General features: G+C 47.1%; 15 protein-coding genes. 5 read left to right on the plus strand and 10 right to left on the minus strand.

Annotated features, from left to right (window positions below; genetic code table 11):
• Window positions 1-127: 127 nt before the first annotated feature.
• From ACYVEA_RS15190 to ACYVEA_RS15235, 10 genes are all read right to left on the minus strand, one after another.
• Complete coding sequence (locus ACYVEA_RS15190; protein ID WP_461114293.1) at window positions 128-2,158, minus strand: hypothetical protein; 2,031 nt, start codon at window positions 2,156-2,158, stop codon at window positions 128-130.
• A 76-nt stretch (window positions 2,159-2,234) separates the two neighbouring features.
• The gene (locus ACYVEA_RS15195) at window positions 2,235-2,723 is read right to left on the minus strand and encodes a helix-turn-helix domain-containing protein (RefSeq protein ID WP_461114294.1); all 489 of its coding nucleotides are present in this window, start codon (window positions 2,721-2,723) and stop codon (window positions 2,235-2,237) included.
• A gap of 31 nt (window positions 2,724-2,754) precedes the next feature.
• Window positions 2,755-3,243, minus strand: coding sequence for a hypothetical protein (locus ACYVEA_RS15200; protein ID WP_461114295.1), 489 nt, complete (start codon window positions 3,241-3,243; stop codon window positions 2,755-2,757).
• Between the two features lie 13 nt (window positions 3,244-3,256).
• Window positions 3,257-3,559: a hypothetical protein gene (locus tag ACYVEA_RS15205; protein ID WP_461114296.1), complete on the minus strand. Its 303-nt coding sequence runs from the start codon at window positions 3,557-3,559 to the stop codon at window positions 3,257-3,259.
• Between the two features lie 395 nt (window positions 3,560-3,954).
• Window positions 3,955-6,150, minus strand: coding sequence for a VapE domain-containing protein (locus ACYVEA_RS15210; protein WP_461114297.1), 2,196 nt, complete (start codon window positions 6,148-6,150; stop codon window positions 3,955-3,957).
• Between the two features lie 2 nt (window positions 6,151-6,152).
• Window positions 6,153-6,431 (minus strand): helix-turn-helix domain-containing protein, encoded by a 279-nt coding sequence (locus ACYVEA_RS15215; RefSeq protein WP_461114298.1) that lies wholly within the window; start codon window positions 6,429-6,431, stop codon window positions 6,153-6,155.
• Window positions 6,432-6,634: 203 nt separating this feature from the next.
• A complete protein-coding gene (locus ACYVEA_RS15220; RefSeq protein ID WP_461114299.1) occupies window positions 6,635-7,966 on the minus strand; it encodes a tyrosine-type recombinase/integrase in 1,332 nt (443 codons plus the stop codon).
• Window positions 7,967-8,304: 338 nt separating this feature from the next.
• Window positions 8,305-9,975 (minus strand): hypothetical protein, encoded by a 1,671-nt coding sequence (locus tag ACYVEA_RS15225; RefSeq protein ID WP_461114300.1) that lies wholly within the window; start codon window positions 9,973-9,975, stop codon window positions 8,305-8,307.
• A 90-nt stretch (window positions 9,976-10,065) separates the two neighbouring features.
• Entirely contained in the window at window positions 10,066-10,872 is an 807-nt protein-coding gene (locus tag ACYVEA_RS15230) for an ABC transporter ATP-binding protein (RefSeq protein WP_461114301.1), read from the minus strand.
• A gap of 103 nt (window positions 10,873-10,975) precedes the next feature.
• On the minus strand, window positions 10,976-11,989 hold the full coding sequence (locus tag ACYVEA_RS15235) for an aspartate-semialdehyde dehydrogenase (protein WP_461114302.1): 1,014 nt from the start codon (window positions 11,987-11,989) through the stop codon (window positions 10,976-10,978).
• Window positions 11,990-12,296: 307 nt separating this feature from the next.
• On the opposite strand from ACYVEA_RS15235, the gene ACYVEA_RS15240 reads away from it, so the two are divergent.
• From ACYVEA_RS15240 to ACYVEA_RS15260, 5 genes are all read left to right on the plus strand, one after another.
• Window positions 12,297-15,479, plus strand: coding sequence for a cyclic nucleotide-binding domain-containing protein (locus tag ACYVEA_RS15240; RefSeq protein WP_461114303.1), 3,183 nt, complete (start codon window positions 12,297-12,299; stop codon window positions 15,477-15,479).
• Window positions 15,476-16,846, plus strand: a complete 1,371-nt coding sequence (locus tag ACYVEA_RS15245) for a sensor histidine kinase (RefSeq protein ID WP_461114304.1) — start codon at window positions 15,476-15,478, stop codon at window positions 16,844-16,846. Before ACYVEA_RS15240 ends, ACYVEA_RS15245 begins: the two co-directional genes overlap by 4 nt.
• Before the next feature lie 115 nt (window positions 16,847-16,961).
• The gene (locus ACYVEA_RS15250) at window positions 16,962-18,029 is read left to right on the plus strand and encodes an alpha/beta hydrolase family protein (RefSeq protein ID WP_461114305.1); all 1,068 of its coding nucleotides are present in this window, start codon (window positions 16,962-16,964) and stop codon (window positions 18,027-18,029) included.
• A 58-nt stretch (window positions 18,030-18,087) separates the two neighbouring features.
• Window positions 18,088-18,468, plus strand: coding sequence for a response regulator (locus ACYVEA_RS15255; protein ID WP_461114306.1), 381 nt, complete (start codon window positions 18,088-18,090; stop codon window positions 18,466-18,468).
• Entirely contained in the window at window positions 18,465-19,511 is a 1,047-nt protein-coding gene (locus tag ACYVEA_RS15260; RefSeq protein WP_461114307.1) for an adenylate/guanylate cyclase domain-containing protein, read from the plus strand. The genes ACYVEA_RS15255 and ACYVEA_RS15260 overlap by 4 nt, the downstream gene beginning before the upstream one ends.
• The last annotated feature ends 11 nt before the right edge of the window (window positions 19,512-19,522 follow it).

Here is a 19,522-nt window from a genome sequence, read left to right on the forward strand (position 1 = left end):
TAAATAAAACAAGAATCAGATTAATGTATAATCCTATTTTATTTATAGTTGCATAACTTGAATAGATTTTCAATCCTGATTTTTTGAAGATCGGTCAAATTTATTGGTAGTGATTCATCAAGCTACCTTAAACCGCGATTAGAGTTGCTTTACAGGTTCGACCAGACCGATAGGAACTTAGTTTATTTAGATAATAGTAGCCGTCGTTTAGATCAAGCGAACCCGCCCGAACCCGTTGCAGGCGGATAGGTATAGACAGGTCTAAAATGGCAATGTCTGAGGGCTGCAAGTACATTGACACCGTTAGCATTCGGGGACGCCGTAACGTTCGCTTAAGGGCTGCAAAATAGCGGACTAATAGCGGTTCTTCGGTCTGTCCTAGTACCGGAGAAAACGCCAGGCTGAAGCTGTTACTTTCCGTTCGGGCACCTTCGGGGCGAACGGCAAACCAGCAAGCCGTAAGCGTTACAGGAGTTTCCCGAATAGCCCCGTCCGTGCTGGCTACTTTGGTCTGGACTTCAACCTTTTTTGTTGGTTCTATCAGGATCAAGCGGGGCGCTGCATCGTTTTTGTCAATGGTTGTACTGTCGCCAGAAACCGAAATAGACCGCGTTTTAATCAGGATAGGGGCACCGTAAGAATTAACCGTATTAGCCGACTGAACAGACGCCATAAATGGCAAGTCAAATAGCGGGGTTTCGGCTGGATTCGGAGAGTTGCCACAGCTTAAAAAACCGTCCCCGTAGCCTATATCTGACTTATTATCGTTCTCTTTCCATCTACACCAATTCTTACCCGTGTAAGGCTCAATTTGTACGAATAATTCAGGTTCTTCACTTTCGTCTACATTTTCGGACCAGTCCCGACAGTTTGCCCGATTCTCTAAAACGCTGTCTAGTCGGTTTAATCGAACGGTTTTTCTGAAGCTATCGACCTCAAAGGTACCACACATGGCCTTAGCAATCGTAAGCACTAAATCGCTACAAGACACGTCAGGCATATTGGCCGAAACGGGCCATAAGTCTCCCAAATGTACTGAAGCATCAGGTTTGAAGTCAGCCCACATATCGCCCACGGCTTGCGTAAAAAAGTACTGATATTTTGATATGCTGGTACGGGATGATCCCGTAAGCCGTAGCGTCAATTCGTCCCCTTTTAGACAATCTACCGACGTGTTAATCATCAATGAATCGCCAGCATCCATGTGATCCGCATACCCGCCAACTGTAAAATATTCCTGCCTTACTTCCTGTCCGTTCCGTTCAAGTATCAACCGCACTTCAGCAGCGCCGTAGCTGGTTAACGAGTAGAAAAGAACTTGTGCCTCAACTAGCACCCGCATATTTTGGGGCACTACGTAAGCGTAACGCGTAGTACTATAGGGCTTTAACTTGCCTTGCTCATAACCCTTTGAGGAGTCATTTGACAGCGGCAACAGCATATTAATCGGGCTTCCATTCTTCAGCATGATAGCGTTATCCGCTGGCGTCGTTACCCTGGCGCTTCGGTCGTCTATCCAATCTTGATCGTGTGATTTAGGGTCTTGCCCGACGAACGGCAACGCCAGCGCTTTAAACAAAGGATCGTCTAACCAGTCGCCAACAGGTCTATAACCCGCTTCTTTACAGATTTGAGCTACTATGTCTTTAACATAAATTGCGGGCGTCATCGTGTCATACGGCACAACGCCCGAATCAATACCGCCATAGTCGATTAAAGGATAAACAACGCCCTCAGCAGCGCCCGCAATCTTAGTGATATAGTCAAGGGTCCAACTGTGGTCTAAGCGGCTTAAATCGAGGTCTTGCAGGTTCTTTTTTTTGATCGCATCAAAGAACGAAATCATACTGTCATAAAGGTTAGTTTTCCAACCCCCTTTAAAACTAACGAACTCAGCGACACCCCTAAATATTACTTCGCCTTCGTCTATAAGCTGAGCGGGCAACTGTTGATAAATAAGCCCCCCGCCCGCGTCAACCTGTTCAGCACCTTGTAATAAGTCCCGAACGGTTAGGCTGTCGGGTAAGGTGAAACTATTCGAGTATGAAGCAGTACGGGCGTCAGGTTGCGTAAGGTCGTTACCTTGAAATGTTAACACGGCGTCCGCTTCGCAAACCCATACGCCCGAAATATATAATCCGTCAATTTGATCGTTCATAATTGTCTTTTGCTGTCTTTGACCTCCATGTTTAAAGGCATCGAATCCGACACCTTTGAACATGAATTGGTCTATTTTATTTATTGGATTTCTTAGCTTCTAACTCCTTTAGCCTAGCTTCTATTTGTTCGTCAGACAGCGTAGAAAGATCATTCGTATCAATTTTTCCTGAATGTTCAACCTCTACCTTATCCCGCCATTCTTTAGGGCGTCTATTTTTTAGCCAGTTCAAAGCGGCTGAGGGATCAGGTAAAACAACGACGGTAATAGGTACTCTTTCAACCCGTGAGCAGCCGTCACCTACGGATATAGTTACAATCTTTTCAGACGGGTACTCAAAGCCAACTGCTCTTTTGTAAAACGCTTGTGCTACTTCGGCGTCTGCAATCTGCTTCCCTTCTAATAGTGCCTCCCAAAACTCCCGAAACTTGTTTTTCCAGCGATTCAGGGTACTTTCACTTATGCCGAATTCTTTCGCTAAATCCCTATCTGTGTAACCCAATAAACAAAACTTTCTAGCTTGTTCAGGGTGTACGTTGGGATTGTATTGTGTTGGTCTTGCCATTTCTTTTCTTTAGCTGTTTTTAGTTAATTGGTTATTCTTGGTGTTGAGGTAGGTTTGTTACGTACCCGTGTTGCTGATAATAGGTTAGTTCATCAGCAGTTAATACCTTCTGTATGACCTCTAAAGAGTTGCCGTCTTTATGGCTTCGGTTCAGGCCGATTGTCAAAAAGATTGAATCAGGAAGTGACTTTGCGAACAACGAGTTACGATCAACCTCCAATAGTAAGTCGATGTCTTCTTCGGATATGAAGGAAGTACGATTAAGGCGCTGATTGACAATCGTCGCTATGGAACGATGTTTGCCCCCTACTATGCTACGACACGTTTCGACTAACTCTATGGTTATATCTATGACGTCGTTTGGGTTTTTCTCAACGGCTATCTGTTGTGCTGCCTGGAAAGCAATATGCCTTGCACTTAGTAGATCGGGACCTCTAAACGTAAATGATTTATTTCGTTGCGTTTTGACAGGATAACAGACATTGACTACGTAGGCAGGTGTTTCTATTTGGGTATTCATTATTTTACTGAGTTTAGATTGATTGAAAAAATTGTGTTACTTCTTCCCGGCCAAAGCCTTGAAATAGATGGTTTGGGTCATCTATTTCGAAATAGATTTTGCGGAAAAGACTCTGTTTGTTGGTCCAATCTGAAGGGTTTATGAGTCGCCTTTTGAATTGTGCCATTAGAGCGTCCATCGTAGCCCAATGAAAATAAATCTGATCATCAATTATCTTCAGCCATTTTTTACCCTTTTTGGGTTTGATCTCACCTTGACGAATAATGCCTTTGGCGGTTAGAAAGGAAACTAGGTCTCCCAGATTGTAATAGGGCATGTCGGTTTGGCCTGTTGGCCGGATAAATCGAATTGTGTTATGCATTTTTTGATTTGGTTTTACTGTCCTTACTCTTCTCACTGTCCCTGCTTTGTCCCTACTTAATTTTTAGCTACTAGGGACGCTTATATGTCTGATTATGAGTACTTTAGCTTATTTTGTCCCTACTTCCCTACATGATTCGGCTTTTTCAAAATTTATACATATAGTGTATGTATTTTTATGATATGTGCTTTATATCACTACCTCTCTACTCTTATAATATATCTTTATAAAAAAAGTAGGGTAAGTAGGGACAGAGTCTATAAGGGATTGATTTAGTGCATTTTAGTTGTCCCACCTTGTCATAAAAAACCATAGGACACAAGTAGGGACAGGCCCAAAAGCAGGGACAACTACCCTTCTAAAATGACATCATACCCGTATAGTCGCTTTTGGTTGTCCCCCCGGTAGCGTTTCTTCTCGTAGCCAATGGCGGCCAATTCCCGACCAACCATCGTTTCAGATAGTTTTCGACCATTGGCTTTATTTTCCAGATAGAGCATGATCTTAGTGGTACTGAGTCGCTGAACATCTTCCCCAATAGTCCCGGTTGGCTTTTGGATATACTCAGTGATTAGGTTATGTTCGAGAGAGTAATCTTCAAAACCTCTTACCTCATCCGCAAGCCGTTCTATATCGTTTTTAGACAAGTGGTGACGTTCTCCACTCATATAGGCATGATAAGCCTCCATCAGTAAATCGATCTTGTCTATGGCATTGTAAGCTGCATAATCAATTGACTTGACGTTGATCGCTACGATCTTGCGGTTATTGTCGGGATCGCTAATAATCTGTGTCGGGTTTGATGTGCCACACATCAGAGCCAACCGACGACGTTTTACCATTGACTTACCATAGGGTTCGCGTAAAGTGAATACGTCAATCGATGCATAGCCCTTTAGCGTTTCCGGGTCTTTCACTGTCTTACCTTTCCATTCGTCATTGCAGGTTATTATATTTTCTGACATTAGTAAATCCGTATCCTTACTAATAGGCCAGGTTGTTTCGGCAAAGTATCGCTTGAGTTCAGGAGGTAATAGACGGCGAAAGAATTCTGTTTTTCCAGTCCCCTTTTTCCCTGTCAGTACCAGCACAAGCGGGCAGTGTTCATCAAAGACAGCCGATACTAGCCCTAATAACCATTTACGAATAATGAATTCGGCATAATCAGGGAAGAACGAATTGTCTTCAAGTCCGGTACTGGTTTCTATCGTTTCAGCAAGGGCTTTGATTACGCCTTCTGGCTTTCGTTTCTTATGTTCCTGAAAGAAGTTTTTAAACGGGTTATAAGTTGGGGTAAAGGATGAGTGGATTAATTTGTTCACCATTTTATCACTTACCTTGTCACCTAACGCTTTCACGGCATGAACCCAGATTCCGTTGAAATCTTCGTCAATTAAGCCCCTTCCGTTTTCGTCTTCGATATAGCGGGAAACTTCATTCCGACGCATCGGATAGTTTTGCTTCAGAAATAATTCAAGCTGGTCGAATAAGCTGTCTTGTGTATCAAAAGGCTCATTACTGGCATAGACTTGATCTATGATTAATTCGGCCTGTTCTTCCTTAGCACTTGTCATTTTCAGCATAGTGTCAAGGGCCGAAGCCTTTGTAACTTTGTTACGCTTTGACATTGCGGCCACGCTGACGACTTCCTTTGTGCTAGGAGTCATTATGTCTATCCCCGCCTGTTGACAGTGATAGTAAAAGGTTCCGATAGTTATAGAGTGAGGTAACGTATCGGTTAGGTACTTAAACTTTTTATCGCATTCGTCAGGATCGTAAGAGCTATTATACTGGCTTACCTGTTGAAAGTAATCCCGTGCCTGTTCGCCGTACTTACTGATAAGCGCCCAGCCTATTTTATACCATTCTTGATAGCTTCCGGTAATGTCCAGCGCCCGACTATTAATCTGGTCTAAAATATATTGTATGTCGTCATCCGTATGAATGTACTGTTTGGGCTTAGGCGCTTTCTTATCCTTTTTGGGATATTTGGCAAATAGCTTTGCTTTCCAGTTGGTGAATAAATCCGGGTCATAGCTGATATACCGCAAGCGGTTTACGTTACTACTCGAAGGATCAAACTGTTTGCCTACCAAGCCGTAAGTACTAATCAAGTAATCCGCAATCCCTTGAAACGAATCAGCAAAACGGCTCGGCTCAATTTTAAAAATTACGCATAAGCCCTTACCGCCAATACTTTTAAATACGGCCAAAACGTAGGGGTCTTGTGAAAGCTGAAACCGGATTGATTCGGTTCGTTCGCCTAAGTGGTCTAAATCAGCCGCCAGCAGTCCAGACGATTCCCGTAGGTTGTCGGCTTTCTTTTCCCCCTCAAAGGTTCCAGCAATGGTTACACAAGGGCTTAGGCTTTTACGTCGGTCGTACTCCTTCGGCTCAATCCCTGGTTCACGAACCCATTCAACATGGTTTTTCCATTGGCCTAAAGCTATCCAGTCTAAAAATTGCTGGATCGTAATGTCAGAGCCTTCAATAGTACTCCGGTTTTTGTAATACCCTATCAATCGGGTTTCTGTTGTAGCAGTCATATTTAGCCTCTAGTTGGTCTGGCTGCTGCCATTACTTCACTTCGTAAATACCTAACCTGGTTGCCTATACGTCGCGGGTTTAGAATGCCAAGTGCTGGCTTACTCCATTGCCATAGAGTAACCTTAGATACTTTTAAAAGCTTAGCTGTTTCTTCTGGCGTAAGTAATTCGTCAGGTATTGCAGTTGGTATGACTGTTAATAAATTGTCTTTTACAGCCCTGCTGACCTCTTCAAACATCAACATCCTCAATTGATCGGCAGGCATTAATATCATGTCCATATTTCGTGTTTTTAGCTGTTTTTGGGAGCACTTATTTATAAAACAAAGGTGACCAAAACGGCTTTTTGATAAGCACGATTAAGCCCGACTAGGTGTGAACGATGGGCTGACATTCACACTTAGTCGGGCTTAATTGGATCAGGTGTATTCTCTATGTTTAGTTATCTGGCTTCGTAGCGTGAATAATTCGGTCTTTTATAAGTTCAGGCAATCTTCATCTTTGGTCCCAAATACTGACGCATCAAATCAAGGGTTTCGGCGGCATCAACCTTGATGTACTTCAGGAACTCACTCTCCTTCTTATGGCCTGTCAGCTTCATTATTAGTAGAGTAGGCATACCTCGTTTAAACATATTGGTGGCAAAGCTCCTACGCGCTGTATGCGTAGTTACAAGCGTCCATTTTTCAACACCTGCTGACATCTTACCCCAACCGTCAGAAGTCTTTACAACAGCTTTACCGCCTTTAGTGACATGCTTTAGAATCCGGTCGTTTATTTCGGCTAGCTGGCAAATCTCTTTTAAGTAGTCGTTCGTCCTCTGATTCGAGATGCCAGGCGGTAAGCTATTGTTATACTTTGTTAGTAGTTGCGTTACGACTTCGTGAACGATAGGAATTTGCACACGTCCGCCCGTTTTACGCTGTCGTAAGTCAAGGTATTGGTTACCGCTTTCATCGGTTTTAATATGTTCAGGTTGCAGCGTAGAGAAGTCGGAAAAACGCAAACCTGTCCAAGCGGCAAAGATGAACAAATCACGCACTTGCTGCAATCGGGTAACCTTGCTTAGATCAAGCTCGTAGATACGTTGTAATTCAGCTTCAGTCAGGTAAATGTTTTCGGCATCCTCTCGAAGGTTAGCAAACTTGCGAAAGGCCATATTTGACGTAAAGCCCTCATCGACGGCAGCACTCATAAAGCCCTTAACATTTTCTATGTACTTGCTGACGTTATTGGTGGCATAGTCTTTTGCAGTAAGCCAGGCCGTAAATGATTTATAGAAAGCGCCGTCTATGTTATCAAATAAGAGAGGACGAGGATAGCTCTTAGCAAAGGCTTCTAGGCCGTTTAGCGTTGTCTTGTATCGTCTGATAGTGTCAGGAGAAATAAAGCGTCCTGTCCTGGCTTTTGAGCCACGTACCAGACGGGTAGGACACGTTTCGATATACCAGCGAACAAAGTCTAATAGTGTTTTTGGTTTTTCAACCTCAACAACTGGATTTAGATAATCATCTATTCGCTGTTTGACTGTCTCCTTCGTTAATGGAATAAGATTTGATTTAAGGTCAGCGATAATACTACCAACGGCTTTCTCCGTCCGTTCTAGGTATCCGTTGATTTCATCTTTATCGAGTGCATCAACTACGTTCTTTACCCGTCCACGGTCTTCGTTCCAATGTGCTGGTTTGACCTTAAAGCCTGTAGCCACTTTCAAACGCTCATTGTTAAATCGCACTAAGCCAATTATTGGAGTTGCGGTCTTTCCGTTAGGGTCTCGAAGAACGTAGGATATAGGGCTTTCTGCTGATCGTGCCATTGCTGAAAAAGGATAATTACTTCAGCACAAATATAATATTGGGGGACGGAATGGGGGACGGAATTGCTTAATTTATTTGAATAGTACTTAATTCAAGTTAATCTTAGGTTTAATCAAAAATGCCGTTTCTGATTAAATAAGGGGCATTTTTGTTAATTTTTAGTGTATGCGCAAAATATTGAAATTAAGTATATTCGAGTCTCGCCTTCGGCACATAATACGGCTGCAATTGATTTACAATCAATTGCAGCTTTTTCTTTGTGGCAGGAGGATGTAAAACCTCAAGTAGAAAAACCTATAATAGCAATAACTGTAAGAAGATAATCTTGTAAGTTTTATCACCCCATCTCGATTTTGTCCCAACTCGTCTTTCGGTACACACGTAGCAAATACCAGAATGCACCCGCTGATAGGGGGATGGCTATCCAGACGCCATAGGGTAGGAAAGTCAGGCCGTAGTGTGAGAAACCAACAATCCCCAGAACAATACTGATCAGCAGGCCGCGGGCCGTGTTGTTTTGTTTTAACGCGTCCGGGGGTGTCGAAAACGGCAGATAATGGGTTGAGAGTGAGGCCGCGCTAACCAGCATGATCAATGAATTACTGAACGCGAGTAAGACATCGTCAATTTTATCGGTGCCATATCGATACAGAATATAGGCTGACACGACGATATAAAATGGGGCTAGCAATTTGACCATTAGCGCTTTCAGGGCTCCTGATAATACATCGCCTGGATTACGGATGGGTGCACTGCCATAAACCCAGGACGCCCGGTAATTATCCGAGATACCCAGTTGATTTTGCGCCACCAGTACGTAGAGACTCGCGAAATAAAGCGCAAACAGATAGAAAAAGCCGGTCGATCCAAAACTCTGTCCCCGAACCGACATAACCACGACGTAGGCCAGCCCAAACCCTAACTGAGGGTACGTTTTTAACTTGAATTTTCGATCGCGGCCCGTTATGCGCCACGTAAACGCAAAGGCTGCCCGTTCGAGCGGGCTGTCGGTAAACCAATCGGATAGGCGTTCGATCCAGCCCGTTTGACCCTGGTGTTGCCCCTGTGCTGACGTAGCAGGAATGACGGTAGAACTTTCCTGATCAATACGGCTTAATGTTTGCGTGAAACCGGCAGTCAGAAACCGATTCATGAACCATACCCCAGCGAAGGGCGTCAGTAAGGCCAGTGCTCCGAAAATCAGGTGCGTTGCGTCAACCATAGGGCGAACAACCATATCGACAGCGCCCGCCATCCACATCGGTGGAATCAGGTAATGCCACCATTGATGCGTTAAGGCTTCGGTCAGCATCGTTTGCGCGTTCATCAGGCGGGGTAAAAGCTGGTAGCCACCGTAGAACAGGATTGCCATCACGATCTGGAAGTAGTTGATGACCTCGCGTAACTTTTCTTCGCTGATGAAACGCATCAGGACGAGATAGAATACATTGGTCAAAAACACCATCAGTACGGCCGATAGCAGACTCATTAATAAATACAAAAGGCCAGCCAGTGCCCCAAATCGATAGGTGACAACCAGCACACCCACTATGGATAAGGATAACGCAATGGAGGCCAGGTAACTGGTAATATGCACCACGCGAGCCAGCCAGAGCGTTCGGCTGTTGACGGGTCGCGGTAAAATGATCTGGTTGTCAGACGAGTCCAGAATGACCGACGAAAAATCAGAAATGAGCGTCATAGCGCACAGGGCCATGATGTACGAGAATTGCAGCGTAAGTGGAAAAAATAGCCTGTCTCGTTCGGGAGCGGCCAGCATGGCCAGACTAATCAGCCCGCCAATTAAGGTGTAGACAAGGAGGACGCGGGTGAAGCTGTTGTTGCTTTCGGCCGATTGCTTGCCATAACGACCCAGCCCGACACTTGGTCGGCGGTTATCCATCGTTAGTTTGACCTGGACAATCGCCCGAAGCTGGCTATAATCGGCACCCAGCGCCCGAATCAGCGGTTGCAGCCGATCGAGAAGCCAAAGGATTAAGGTTGTCATGTTTTTGTGATGCTGACGAAGGAAGCATCTTCGCTAACAGCAGTTATTGTCTATTCCGAAGATGCTTCCTTCGCCAGCATCACAAAAACACTAATTCTTCAGCGTATGAATAAATTCCTCCGCTACGCCCGTTTGGCCTTCGCTGCCGGTAAGCTCGGCGAAGAGTTGTTCAAGCGATTCGGGCCGTTGGTGCTGCAATTCGGCGAACGTACCATCGGCAATAATCTGACCCTGATTGATAATGATAATCCGGTCTGAAATCTTTTCCACTACGTCCATAATGTGCGAACTGTAGAAGATTGTCTTGCCACTGTTTGCCAGTTGCCGGATGATTTCCTTGACCAGCACCACCGCGTTGGCATCTAAACCCGACAGGGGTTCATCCAGGAAAATAACATCGGGATTATGGAGCAGCCCCGAAATAAGCAAGACTTTCTGGCGCATCCCCTTCGAGAAAGTTGTCATGCGGGCGTTTGCATGATCGCTGAGTTGAAACAGACGTAGCAGATCAAGGGCTTTTCGCTCGATTTCTGTAGCATCCAGGCTGTACAACTGACCGATGAATTGCAGATATTCCATGGGCGTCAGCGTATCGTACAGGGCTGCATTTTCGGGAACGTAACCAATTCGGCGCTTAATCTCGAGTGACTGGGTTTTTACGTCCATACCCAATACCCTTGCTTCACCTGTGTAGTCGGGCAGCATACCGATCAGGATTTTGATGGTCGTTGATTTTCCGGCGCCATTCGGGCCAATGTAGCCGACGACCTGACCAGCCGCTACGCTTAAATCAATCCCTTTCAGAACCGGCGTTGAGCCATATGATTTATGAATATTCTGAAGTTGGATAACGGGAGGGGCTGTCGTTACGCTTGCTGAAAAAGATTCTTGTTCCATTGAAAACAACCTGTATACGGTAAATTCGCTACGTAATATAAGCGAAAAGTCCCGCCCAGCTTACTGCCGAACGGGACTTTTGGTCTTTATTCAGGAAGAATGGTTACGCGGCTACTGCTTCCGCTTCCACCAGATTATGTTTCAGCAGGTATTCAGCAATTTGGACCGCGTTGGTTGCCGCGCCTTTGCGGAGATTGTCGGCCACGATCCACATATTCAGTGTTTTGGGCTGGCTTTCATCGCGCCGGATACGACCCACAAAGACTTCATCTTTACCATGCGCTGTCAGCGGCATCGGGTAGATTTTGTTTTTCGGATCGTCCTGGACAATAACGCCTTCGGCATTCGTCAATAAGTCAACGACTTCGCTGAGATCAAACTCGTTTTCAAATTCGACGTTCACGGCTTCGGAGTGCCCACCGATCGTTGGGATACGTACCGTGGTGGCCGTTACCTGAATCGAATCGTCGCCCATGATTTTCTTGGTCTCATTGACCATCTTCATCTCTTCTTTGGTATAGCCATTGTCGAGGAAGACGTCAATGTGCGGCAGTACGTTCAGATCAATCGGGTGGGGATACACTTTCGGTGCGTCGGTATCTCCGGCCCGTTCGGCGTAAAGCTGATCGACGGCGGCTTTACCCGTACCCGTTACGGATTGATAGGTCGAAACGACAACACGTTTGATCTTATAGCGATCATGGAGTGGTTTCAGGGCCACCACCATCTGAATCGTTGAGCAATTTGGATTGGCAATAATTTTATCTTCGGGCGTCAGCGTGTTCGCATTGATTTCGGGAACGACCAGCTTTTTGCTGGGGTCCATGCGCCAGGCCGACGAGTTATCGACAACCGTGATGCCCGCTTCCGCAAATTTGGGGGCCAGGGCCAACGACGTACTACCACCCGCCGAAAAAATCGCAATGGCAGGTTTGGCAGCAATGGCATCCTCGAAGCTAACAACCGTATATGATTTACCCTTAAACTCGACCTGTTTACCAACCGACCGCTCGGAAGCAACGGGAATGAGTTCAGAAACAGGGAAGCTGCGTTCTGCCAGCACCTTCAGGATTTCGCCACCGACCAAGCCAGTAGCCCCAACGACTGCGATTTTCATAATAATTTAGACAATTGATTAAAGAATTGGGTGCAAAAGTACGGTAAAAGTTTGACGGACAGGTGGTGTACTCTAAAAAAACTTGGTGCCTCCAACCCAATTTCGAGCGATCTTGTTCAATGATATGTACCGTATTAAGTACCGTGTCAATATGAGCAAAAGGGGAGGACGTAGTGCAGAACAATAGGACGAGATATTAGCCATAACCCGCTTTTGGCTAATATAGGGCCATATTCCTCGGCAAGCTGTCGTCTTCTTATAGACAGGTGATTATATTTGACGATAAATCGTGTCGCAGAACCTGCTTATGAACGTTGGTGCAGCCCCTACTTATCAACCTTCTCCTTTTACTCAACGATGGCAGCGTGCCCTGGGTATTCGGCCAGATGAAGGCCGAACGGTAGGGCTATTTTTTGTCCATAATTTTCTTTTAGGTATTGGCACGATCCTCATTTATGTGGCTGCCAATGCCATTCTGCTGGAAAACCATCCTGAAACCAGTCTGCCCGTTGCCTACATTGCATCGGCGGTGGCGATGATTGTTGTCGGTCGGTTATACGACTATTTTGAGCATCAACTGGTGCTACGTAGTCTGGCTGTACGGGTATTAGTGGCGGCTGTTGTCATGACCCTTGTCGTTGGAATTCTGGTTATTGTGGGCCACTCGGTTGCGGCAGCGGTAGCGATTATGACGGGCTATCGACTCATATATCTACTGACAAATCTTGAATTCTGGGGCGTTTCGGCCGTTGTCTTCGATACCCGGCAAAGCAAGCGTTTGTTTGGCGTAATCAGTTCAGGCGATATGCCAGCCAAAGCAATAGGCGGTATTCTAACGGCTTTAGTACATGCCCATGCCGATGTACTCCGTCTGATACTCGTTGCCTTCGGGGCGTTTTTGGCGGCACTATATGTGCTTCAGTTAACCATTCAGTCGCACGATGTGCACGCGCCCCACCAGCCACCGCGCCCCGCCCGTCGCGAACCGTCGCGACTGATAGGTCAGCGGTTTGGTGGGAGCGAACTGGTGTTCTATATGTGTGTCAGCCTGGCGGCATTAGCGGCTGTGGCGACTGAAATCGAGTATAACTTCTTCATTAATGTCAAACACCGGTTTCACGACCAGACCGATGTCATTCGCTACGTTAGCTACGTACTGGCGCTGACGTATGGCTTGGCGATGCTGGCTAAATTACTCCTGTCGCGTCAGGTGCTCGACCAGTTTGGTGTACAGCGCTCCCTGCTCGTTCTGCCCTGGGTAGCCTTAGCCGGATTGGTAATCCTAACATTTCTGAACCGCTTTGTTACGAACGAAACCGTATTGCTCGTCTATTTCTGTGGGCTTTATCTGGTCTTCGAAGTCGTTCGTCGGGCGTTGTTCGATCCGGTCTTTCTGGTATTATTTCAGCCTTTATTACCTCCCCAGCGGCTTAAAGGCCATACGCTGGCGAAGGGGCTTTATGAGCCATTGGGTCTGGGAATTGCCGGATTCATGATTTTTATTCTCCATGCTAACCTCCAGTCATGGGTACCCTTGGTGTGGATTGGAGCACTGGCTGGGGCCATATGGTTACTGCGCCATACGTACCAGCGGTATTTGCATGAGTTGAATGATGCCATTGGTCGTCGCTTTCTGGAGAGTGAGCAACTGGCGATGCCCACCGCGGCCAAAAAGAGTCTGGTAAATCAATTGCAAAGCGCTAATTCCGATGACGTACTAATGGCCATCGGTTGGCTCGATGCCTACAATCCTGCTGAACTGGCGCATCAAACGCTGCCGTTGCTAGCCCATCCTGATGCCGATATCCGACGGCGAACGATGGATGCAATTGCCCATCAGAATCAGTCTGTACCTGTACGCCAGTTGATGCACATTGCGTTGACCGATGCAGAACCGTTGTTGCGGCAACAGGCGGCTTATTTGCTGGGACGGCGTATTAGTGCCGAACCGAGCGAACTGGCGCCGTTGCTGAATCATACCGATTTATATATTCGGCAGGGGGCTATCAGGGGGGTACTGGAATTGAACCCCCGGGATGTGGCGGCTCGTCAGGGAGTAACGCAATTAGCAAACGACGCCGATCCCGAGCACCAGAAAATTGCCTTGACACTGATTGCATCGCTGCGACTGAATGACCTTGTGCCGCTAGTGACTGAGCGATTGGCAAGTTCTAATCTTGACGTAAAAAAAGCGGCTATTGCTGCGGCCGGTTACTTACCCGATGCTGGACTAACGACTTATTTACTGAGCAACCTGACGGATAAAACTATTGGTCGGACTGTTACGCAGGCATTGAAAAGCCGAGGTAACGAAACGATTCCCGCCCTGAATCAGATGCGAAAATCAGCGCCTGACCGACTGACGCTGGAACGTATTGCCGCCATTTGTGGGGCTATTCATACCGCCGAAAGCCGTCAGCTACTGAATTCCCTTGCTCAGCAACCGGATTTGATGATACGTAGTGCTGCCCTGCGGGCATTACGTCGTTTCCCGAATGATCCTGCTGACGACGATATGTTTCGCGGTCTGATGCGCGATGAAGTTGCCCTGGCACAACGACTCATGCAGGGAAGTCTGACCGATCCTGATCTGACCGAAACGCTTGATTATGAGCTATCGGTACTAATCCAGCGGTTGTTTGATATATTGACGCAACTCTACGACTCCGAAACGATTGCCGGAGCCAGAATGGGTATTGGGCATCACGCCCGCGAACGCCGGGCCAATGCGCTCGAAATGCTCGATAATTTGGTGCCCAGAGTGACGTACCAAACTTTGCAGGTACTGGTCGATGATCTGCCCCGCTCCGAAAAAATACGTATACTTGATGCAGAACTTGGCCCAATGCCCGAATCCGAATCCATCCGGGAGTTTATTTTGCGAGCGGGTGAGACGGTTTTTTCGGCCTGGACGGTTAGTATTGTTTTGCGGAGTTTGCCTTCGGAAGATGCATCGGCAGCTCGTCAACGGTTAGCATCGCGCTTTTCTGCTTTATCTCCCTTGCTTATGAGTCACTCACCGCATTCAGCCGATCAGATTTCAGCTTACGACCGGGTCTTGCTACTGGCGCATACCAGTTTATTCGATCTGACGCCTAACAACGTACTGGCCAGTATTACACCGATCATGAAAGAAGAGAAGCACCAGACCGGTGATACCATTTTTCATAAAGGGGATCTCGGTACGGGCATGTATGTCATTTATACGGGCGAAGTCGCTATTCTTGATGGCGAGACCGAACTCGCTCGTTTTAGCCGGGGTGACTTCTTCGGTGAACTGGCCTTGCTGGATACCGAAGCCCGTTCGGCAACGGCCGAAGCCATCACCGATGTTCGGCTGTTGCGCATTGATCAGGACGATTTTTATGATCTCATGGAAGAGCGGGGCGAAGTGCTACGTAGCATCGTTCGGAGCTTGTCGGGGCGTATCCGTCGGCAGAACGCACTTATTGCCCGTCAGTCAAACCCTGTAAACGAACAAGCCGTATGAACTGGGCAGATGGAGAGTCATACGTCGCGATTTTTGTTGCATTTTTCGTAATCCGTTACGTTCGCAATTTCCTGGAAACGCCCACTCGGCTACCGGAGTGGGACATGTACTTTAAACGGGTTTGGCTTACAGGCTTCATACTGATAGGGCTTGGGGAAGTATTTCCGCGTCCGTGGCTAATCTGGTTCCAGTTAATCGTCTTCCTGTCAATTGCTTATACCGTCTGGCAACTGTATGACTTCCGTCCGGCCCGGACCTTATTATTTGCCATAGCACCTTATGCCATAATCAGTTGTTTGGAAAGTTTGGCAAAATCGCTTTCCTATTCTTTTTATGAAAAAACCGATGATTATTTTGAGTCGGGTGCTACGTTCTCAATTATCTGGTTGATCACGTTTGCGGTTATTGCTGCGAACCAGAAAAAATCGCTTGAAAAAATACGTCTGGAGCGAGAGAAAGAAGCTGAGCAACGGCGCATCATTGAAAATAAAAAGAACGAACTCGAATATTTAGTTGCCGAACGTACCGCTGAGATTACCCGCCAGAAAGAAGAGTTGGAGGAGGCCCTCAAAGAGTTGAAAACGACGCAAACGCAGCTCGTCCAGAGCGAAAAAATGGCTTCGCTGGGTGAACTGACGGCGGGTATTGCGCACGAGATTCAGAATCCGCTCAACTTCGTCAACAACTTCTCTGAAGTGAGCATTGAGTTAATCGACGAATTGGAAGAGGAACATGCCAAGCCAGATCGGGACGTTGAACTGGAAACGGAAATACTGGCCGACCTTAAGCAGAACCTACAGAAAATCACGCATCATGGTGGTCGGGCTGCGTCTATTGTGAAAGGCATGCTGCAACATTCCCGCACCAGCACCGGCCAGCGGGAGCCCACCGATATTAACGCGCTCTCCGATGAATACCTGCGACTGGCTTACCATGGTCTACGGGCTAAAGACAAAAGCTTCAACGCTACGTTCACCAGTGATTTTGATACGTCTCTCGGCCTGGTTAACATGATTCCGCAGGATATGGGACGGGTAATGCTCAATTTGTTTACCAATGCTTTCTACGCCGTTCAGCAACGCCAGAAAGAGGGGGGTGATCCCAACTATAAGCCAACCGTAACGGTCAGTACACGTTGCGTGAATGGGGAAGTAGTAATTACCGTCGGCGATAATGGTACGGGGATGCCGGAGGCTGTCAAACAAAAGATTTTTCAGCCTTTTTTTACGACCAAGCCCACCGGCGAAGGAACTGGCCTGGGTTTGTCCATGGCGTATGACATTGTGACTAAGGGGCATAACGGAACCCTGGAAGTAAATAGCAAAGAAGGCGAAGGCACCACGTTTAAAATCACGATTCCCGCCTGATACACGTAACAACACTCGGCCTGAGCTGAGAAAAAGATACAGGACTTTCGAATAGTGCTATGCTACGGTGCTCGCTGAAAGCCTACTGATAGTTAACCAATACCTTCATCAACTCATGCACAACCTGTATATCCTCTTACTAATCAGCCTCATTCATGTCACTACGTATGGCCAAATGGCCGCACCGTCACCTGCTCCATCGCCCACTCCATCTGCATCACCTGACCTGAACGAGCGGGTTCGGATGCTGGAAGAAAGCCTTCGCTATGCCAATCAGGGACTAGCCAAAAACGTCGATGATTTACTGTGGTACCAGAAACTGGGCGACGTAGCGACGATTGATAAAATTCGGTATGGGAGTAAGCCACCCCACGTGATCAAAAATCCGACCGGGCAAGGTGCCACGAACCCGGTTGTGATCCCAGCCTATACCTTCGCTCCGAAGAAGTTTGCGTCGGCGAAAAAGCTGCCCCTGCTTATTTTTGTCCACGATGGTATCCACGGGGATTTTAGTACGCTCTATGCACATGTCGTCCGTGAGTTGCTGGACCAGGGATATTTGATCCTCGCCCCCGAATACCGGGGCAGCGTTGGTTACGGTGGTGAATTCTACCGGCAAATTGACTATGGTGATTACGAAAATGACGATGTACTGGCTGGTAAGCGCTGGGCTGTTGAAAACATGCCACAGGTCGATACCGATCGAGTGGGCATTATAGGCTGGAGTCACGGTGGTATGATTTCGCTGATGAATATTTTCGATCATCCTGAAGATTATAAAGTAGCGTATGCCGGTGTGCCCGTTTCGGATATTATTGCCCGGCTGGGTTACAAACCGGCTGCGTATCGAACCATATTTTCGGATGCTGCGCATATCGGGAAAGATCCGTCCGACAACGTAGCGGAGTACCGTCGTCGGTCGCCGGTTTGGAACGCCCAGAAGCTTAAAACACCGCTCCTGATCCATACCAATACCAACGACGAAGATGTAAATGTGCTGGAAGTTGAATCGCTGATCAACGCGCTGAAAGCCCATGACAAAAAGTTTGAGTACAAAATTTACCAGGATGCGCCGGGCGGCCATAGCTTCAACCGGCTCGATACCAAGCTGGCGCGCGATTCGCGTGATGAAATTTATCGGTTTCTGGCGCGGTACCTAACGCCACCCAGCGCTACCAAATGACCTCTTTGAAAATTAAAACTAGTTCACTCAATACGTATCACTGATGGGTTCCGCAGGTATGTTGAAAATATTAGTAGTTGATGACGAACCGGACGTAAAAGACCTGTTCCAGCAGCGTTTCCGACGCGAAATTCGGAATGAAGAGTTTCGCCTGGATTTTGCCAATTCCGGCGAAGAGGCTTTGAGTTACCTCAACGGGCACGCATCCGAAGTTATCCTGATTTTGTCTGACATCAATATGCCCGGCATGAGCGGGTTCGAGTTGTTACGTCAGATTCGGAAAGAGTTTAATACTCCTCCATCCCCCGTTGTGATGATGATTACGGCTTATGGCGATCCTAACTCAGAGCAAATGGCCGTCGATCTGGGAGCAAATGACTTCCTGACAAAACCGCTCGATTTTGCGGTTCTGAAACAAAAACTTAAAGAGATCGTATGAAGGCAAAAGTCTTGGTAGTTGATGACGAAACTGACCTGGAGCTGCTTATTAAGCAGAAATTCCGGCGCCAGATTCGGGAGAAGCTATACGAATTTGTCTATGCTCATGACGGCGTGGAAGCCTTGGCGGTCCTGGCTGAACAGCCGGATATTGACATGGTGCTGACAGACATCAATATGCCTGGTATGGACGGTTTAACGTTGCTGGTCAAGCTACACGAAACTAACCCGATGCTTAAATCCGTCATTGTATCGGCCTATGGCGACATGGATAACATCCGCACAGCGATGAACCGGGGCGCGTTCGATTTCGTGACTAAACCGGTCAATTTTGAGGATTTGGAGCGGACAATGCAGAAAACGATGGAGTATGTAGAGCAACTCCGGAAAACGCTGCAAGCCATAAAAGAAAACGATATTCTGCGGATGTACGTGGATGAATCGGTCCTTACGTTCATGAGTCGGCCCGAGTTTGAAACGTCGCTGTCGGCCAGTGAAACCATTGTAGCCACCGTACTATTCATCGACATCTGCGGATTTACCGCCATCTCCGAACGCGAATCGGCGGATACGGTTGTGCGGCTGGTTAATCGCTATTTCGACGTAATGGTTAAGGAGATAATCGCCCAGGGCGGCTACGTAGATAAGTTTATGGGCGATGCTGTGATGGCCGTTTACCGGGGCGAATACCACCTCGATCGGGCCATTGAAACCGGTCTGGCCATACGGGCGCAGGTAGCCACGCTCGAAGACAACCTGCCTAACCACCCGAATTATCATCCGCAGGTATCCATTGGCATCAATAGTGGCGAAATGGTTTCTGGTAATATCGGTTCTGCTACGCTACGGCGGCTGGATTACACGGTGATTGGTGATGCGGTCAATATGGCGCAACGTTTGCAATCGGTAGCACAAGCTGGCCAGATTGTCATTGTTGAATCAGCACAACAGCAAGTGGCCGAATCCTTTACGTGTGAGCGTATCGGTGAGGTAACCCTAAAAAATAAAGCCGCACCGGTGATTATCTACAACGTATTGGGATGATGAGAGAGATG

This window comes from Spirosoma jeollabukense, assembly GCF_054777855.1.

Coding starts and splice junctions, on each gene's coding strand:
- ACYVEA_RS15190 (WP_461114293.1), bottom strand. CDS start 2,158: ATGAACGATCAAATTGACGGATTATATATTTCGGGCGTATGGGTTTGC.
- ACYVEA_RS15195 (WP_461114294.1), bottom strand. CDS start 2,723: ATGGCAAGACCAACACAATACAATCCCAACGTACACCCTGAACAAGCT.
- ACYVEA_RS15200 (WP_461114295.1), bottom strand. CDS start 3,243: ATGAATACCCAAATAGAAACACCTGCCTACGTAGTCAATGTCTGTTAT.
- ACYVEA_RS15205 (WP_461114296.1), bottom strand. CDS start 3,559: ATGCCCTATTACAATCTGGGAGACCTAGTTTCCTTTCTAACCGCCAAA.
- ACYVEA_RS15210 (WP_461114297.1), bottom strand. CDS start 6,150: ATGACTGCTACAACAGAAACCCGATTGATAGGGTATTACAAAAACCGG.
- ACYVEA_RS15215 (WP_461114298.1), bottom strand. CDS start 6,431: ATGGACATGATATTAATGCCTGCCGATCAATTGAGGATGTTGATGTTT.
- ACYVEA_RS15220 (WP_461114299.1), bottom strand. CDS start 7,966: ATGGCACGATCAGCAGAAAGCCCTATATCCTACGTTCTTCGAGACCCT.
- ACYVEA_RS15225 (WP_461114300.1), bottom strand. CDS start 9,975: ATGACAACCTTAATCCTTTGGCTTCTCGATCGGCTGCAACCGCTGATT.
- ACYVEA_RS15230 (WP_461114301.1), bottom strand. CDS start 10,872: ATGGAACAAGAATCTTTTTCAGCAAGCGTAACGACAGCCCCTCCCGTT.
- ACYVEA_RS15235 (WP_461114302.1), bottom strand. CDS start 11,989: ATGAAAATCGCAGTCGTTGGGGCTACTGGCTTGGTCGGTGGCGAAATC.
- ACYVEA_RS15240 (WP_461114303.1), top strand. CDS start 12,297: ATGAACGTTGGTGCAGCCCCTACTTATCAACCTTCTCCTTTTACTCAA.
- ACYVEA_RS15245 (WP_461114304.1), top strand. CDS start 15,476: ATGAACTGGGCAGATGGAGAGTCATACGTCGCGATTTTTGTTGCATTT.
- ACYVEA_RS15250 (WP_461114305.1), top strand. CDS start 16,962: ATGCACAACCTGTATATCCTCTTACTAATCAGCCTCATTCATGTCACT.
- ACYVEA_RS15255 (WP_461114306.1), top strand. CDS start 18,088: ATGTTGAAAATATTAGTAGTTGATGACGAACCGGACGTAAAAGACCTG.
- ACYVEA_RS15260 (WP_461114307.1), top strand. CDS start 18,465: ATGAAGGCAAAAGTCTTGGTAGTTGATGACGAAACTGACCTGGAGCTG.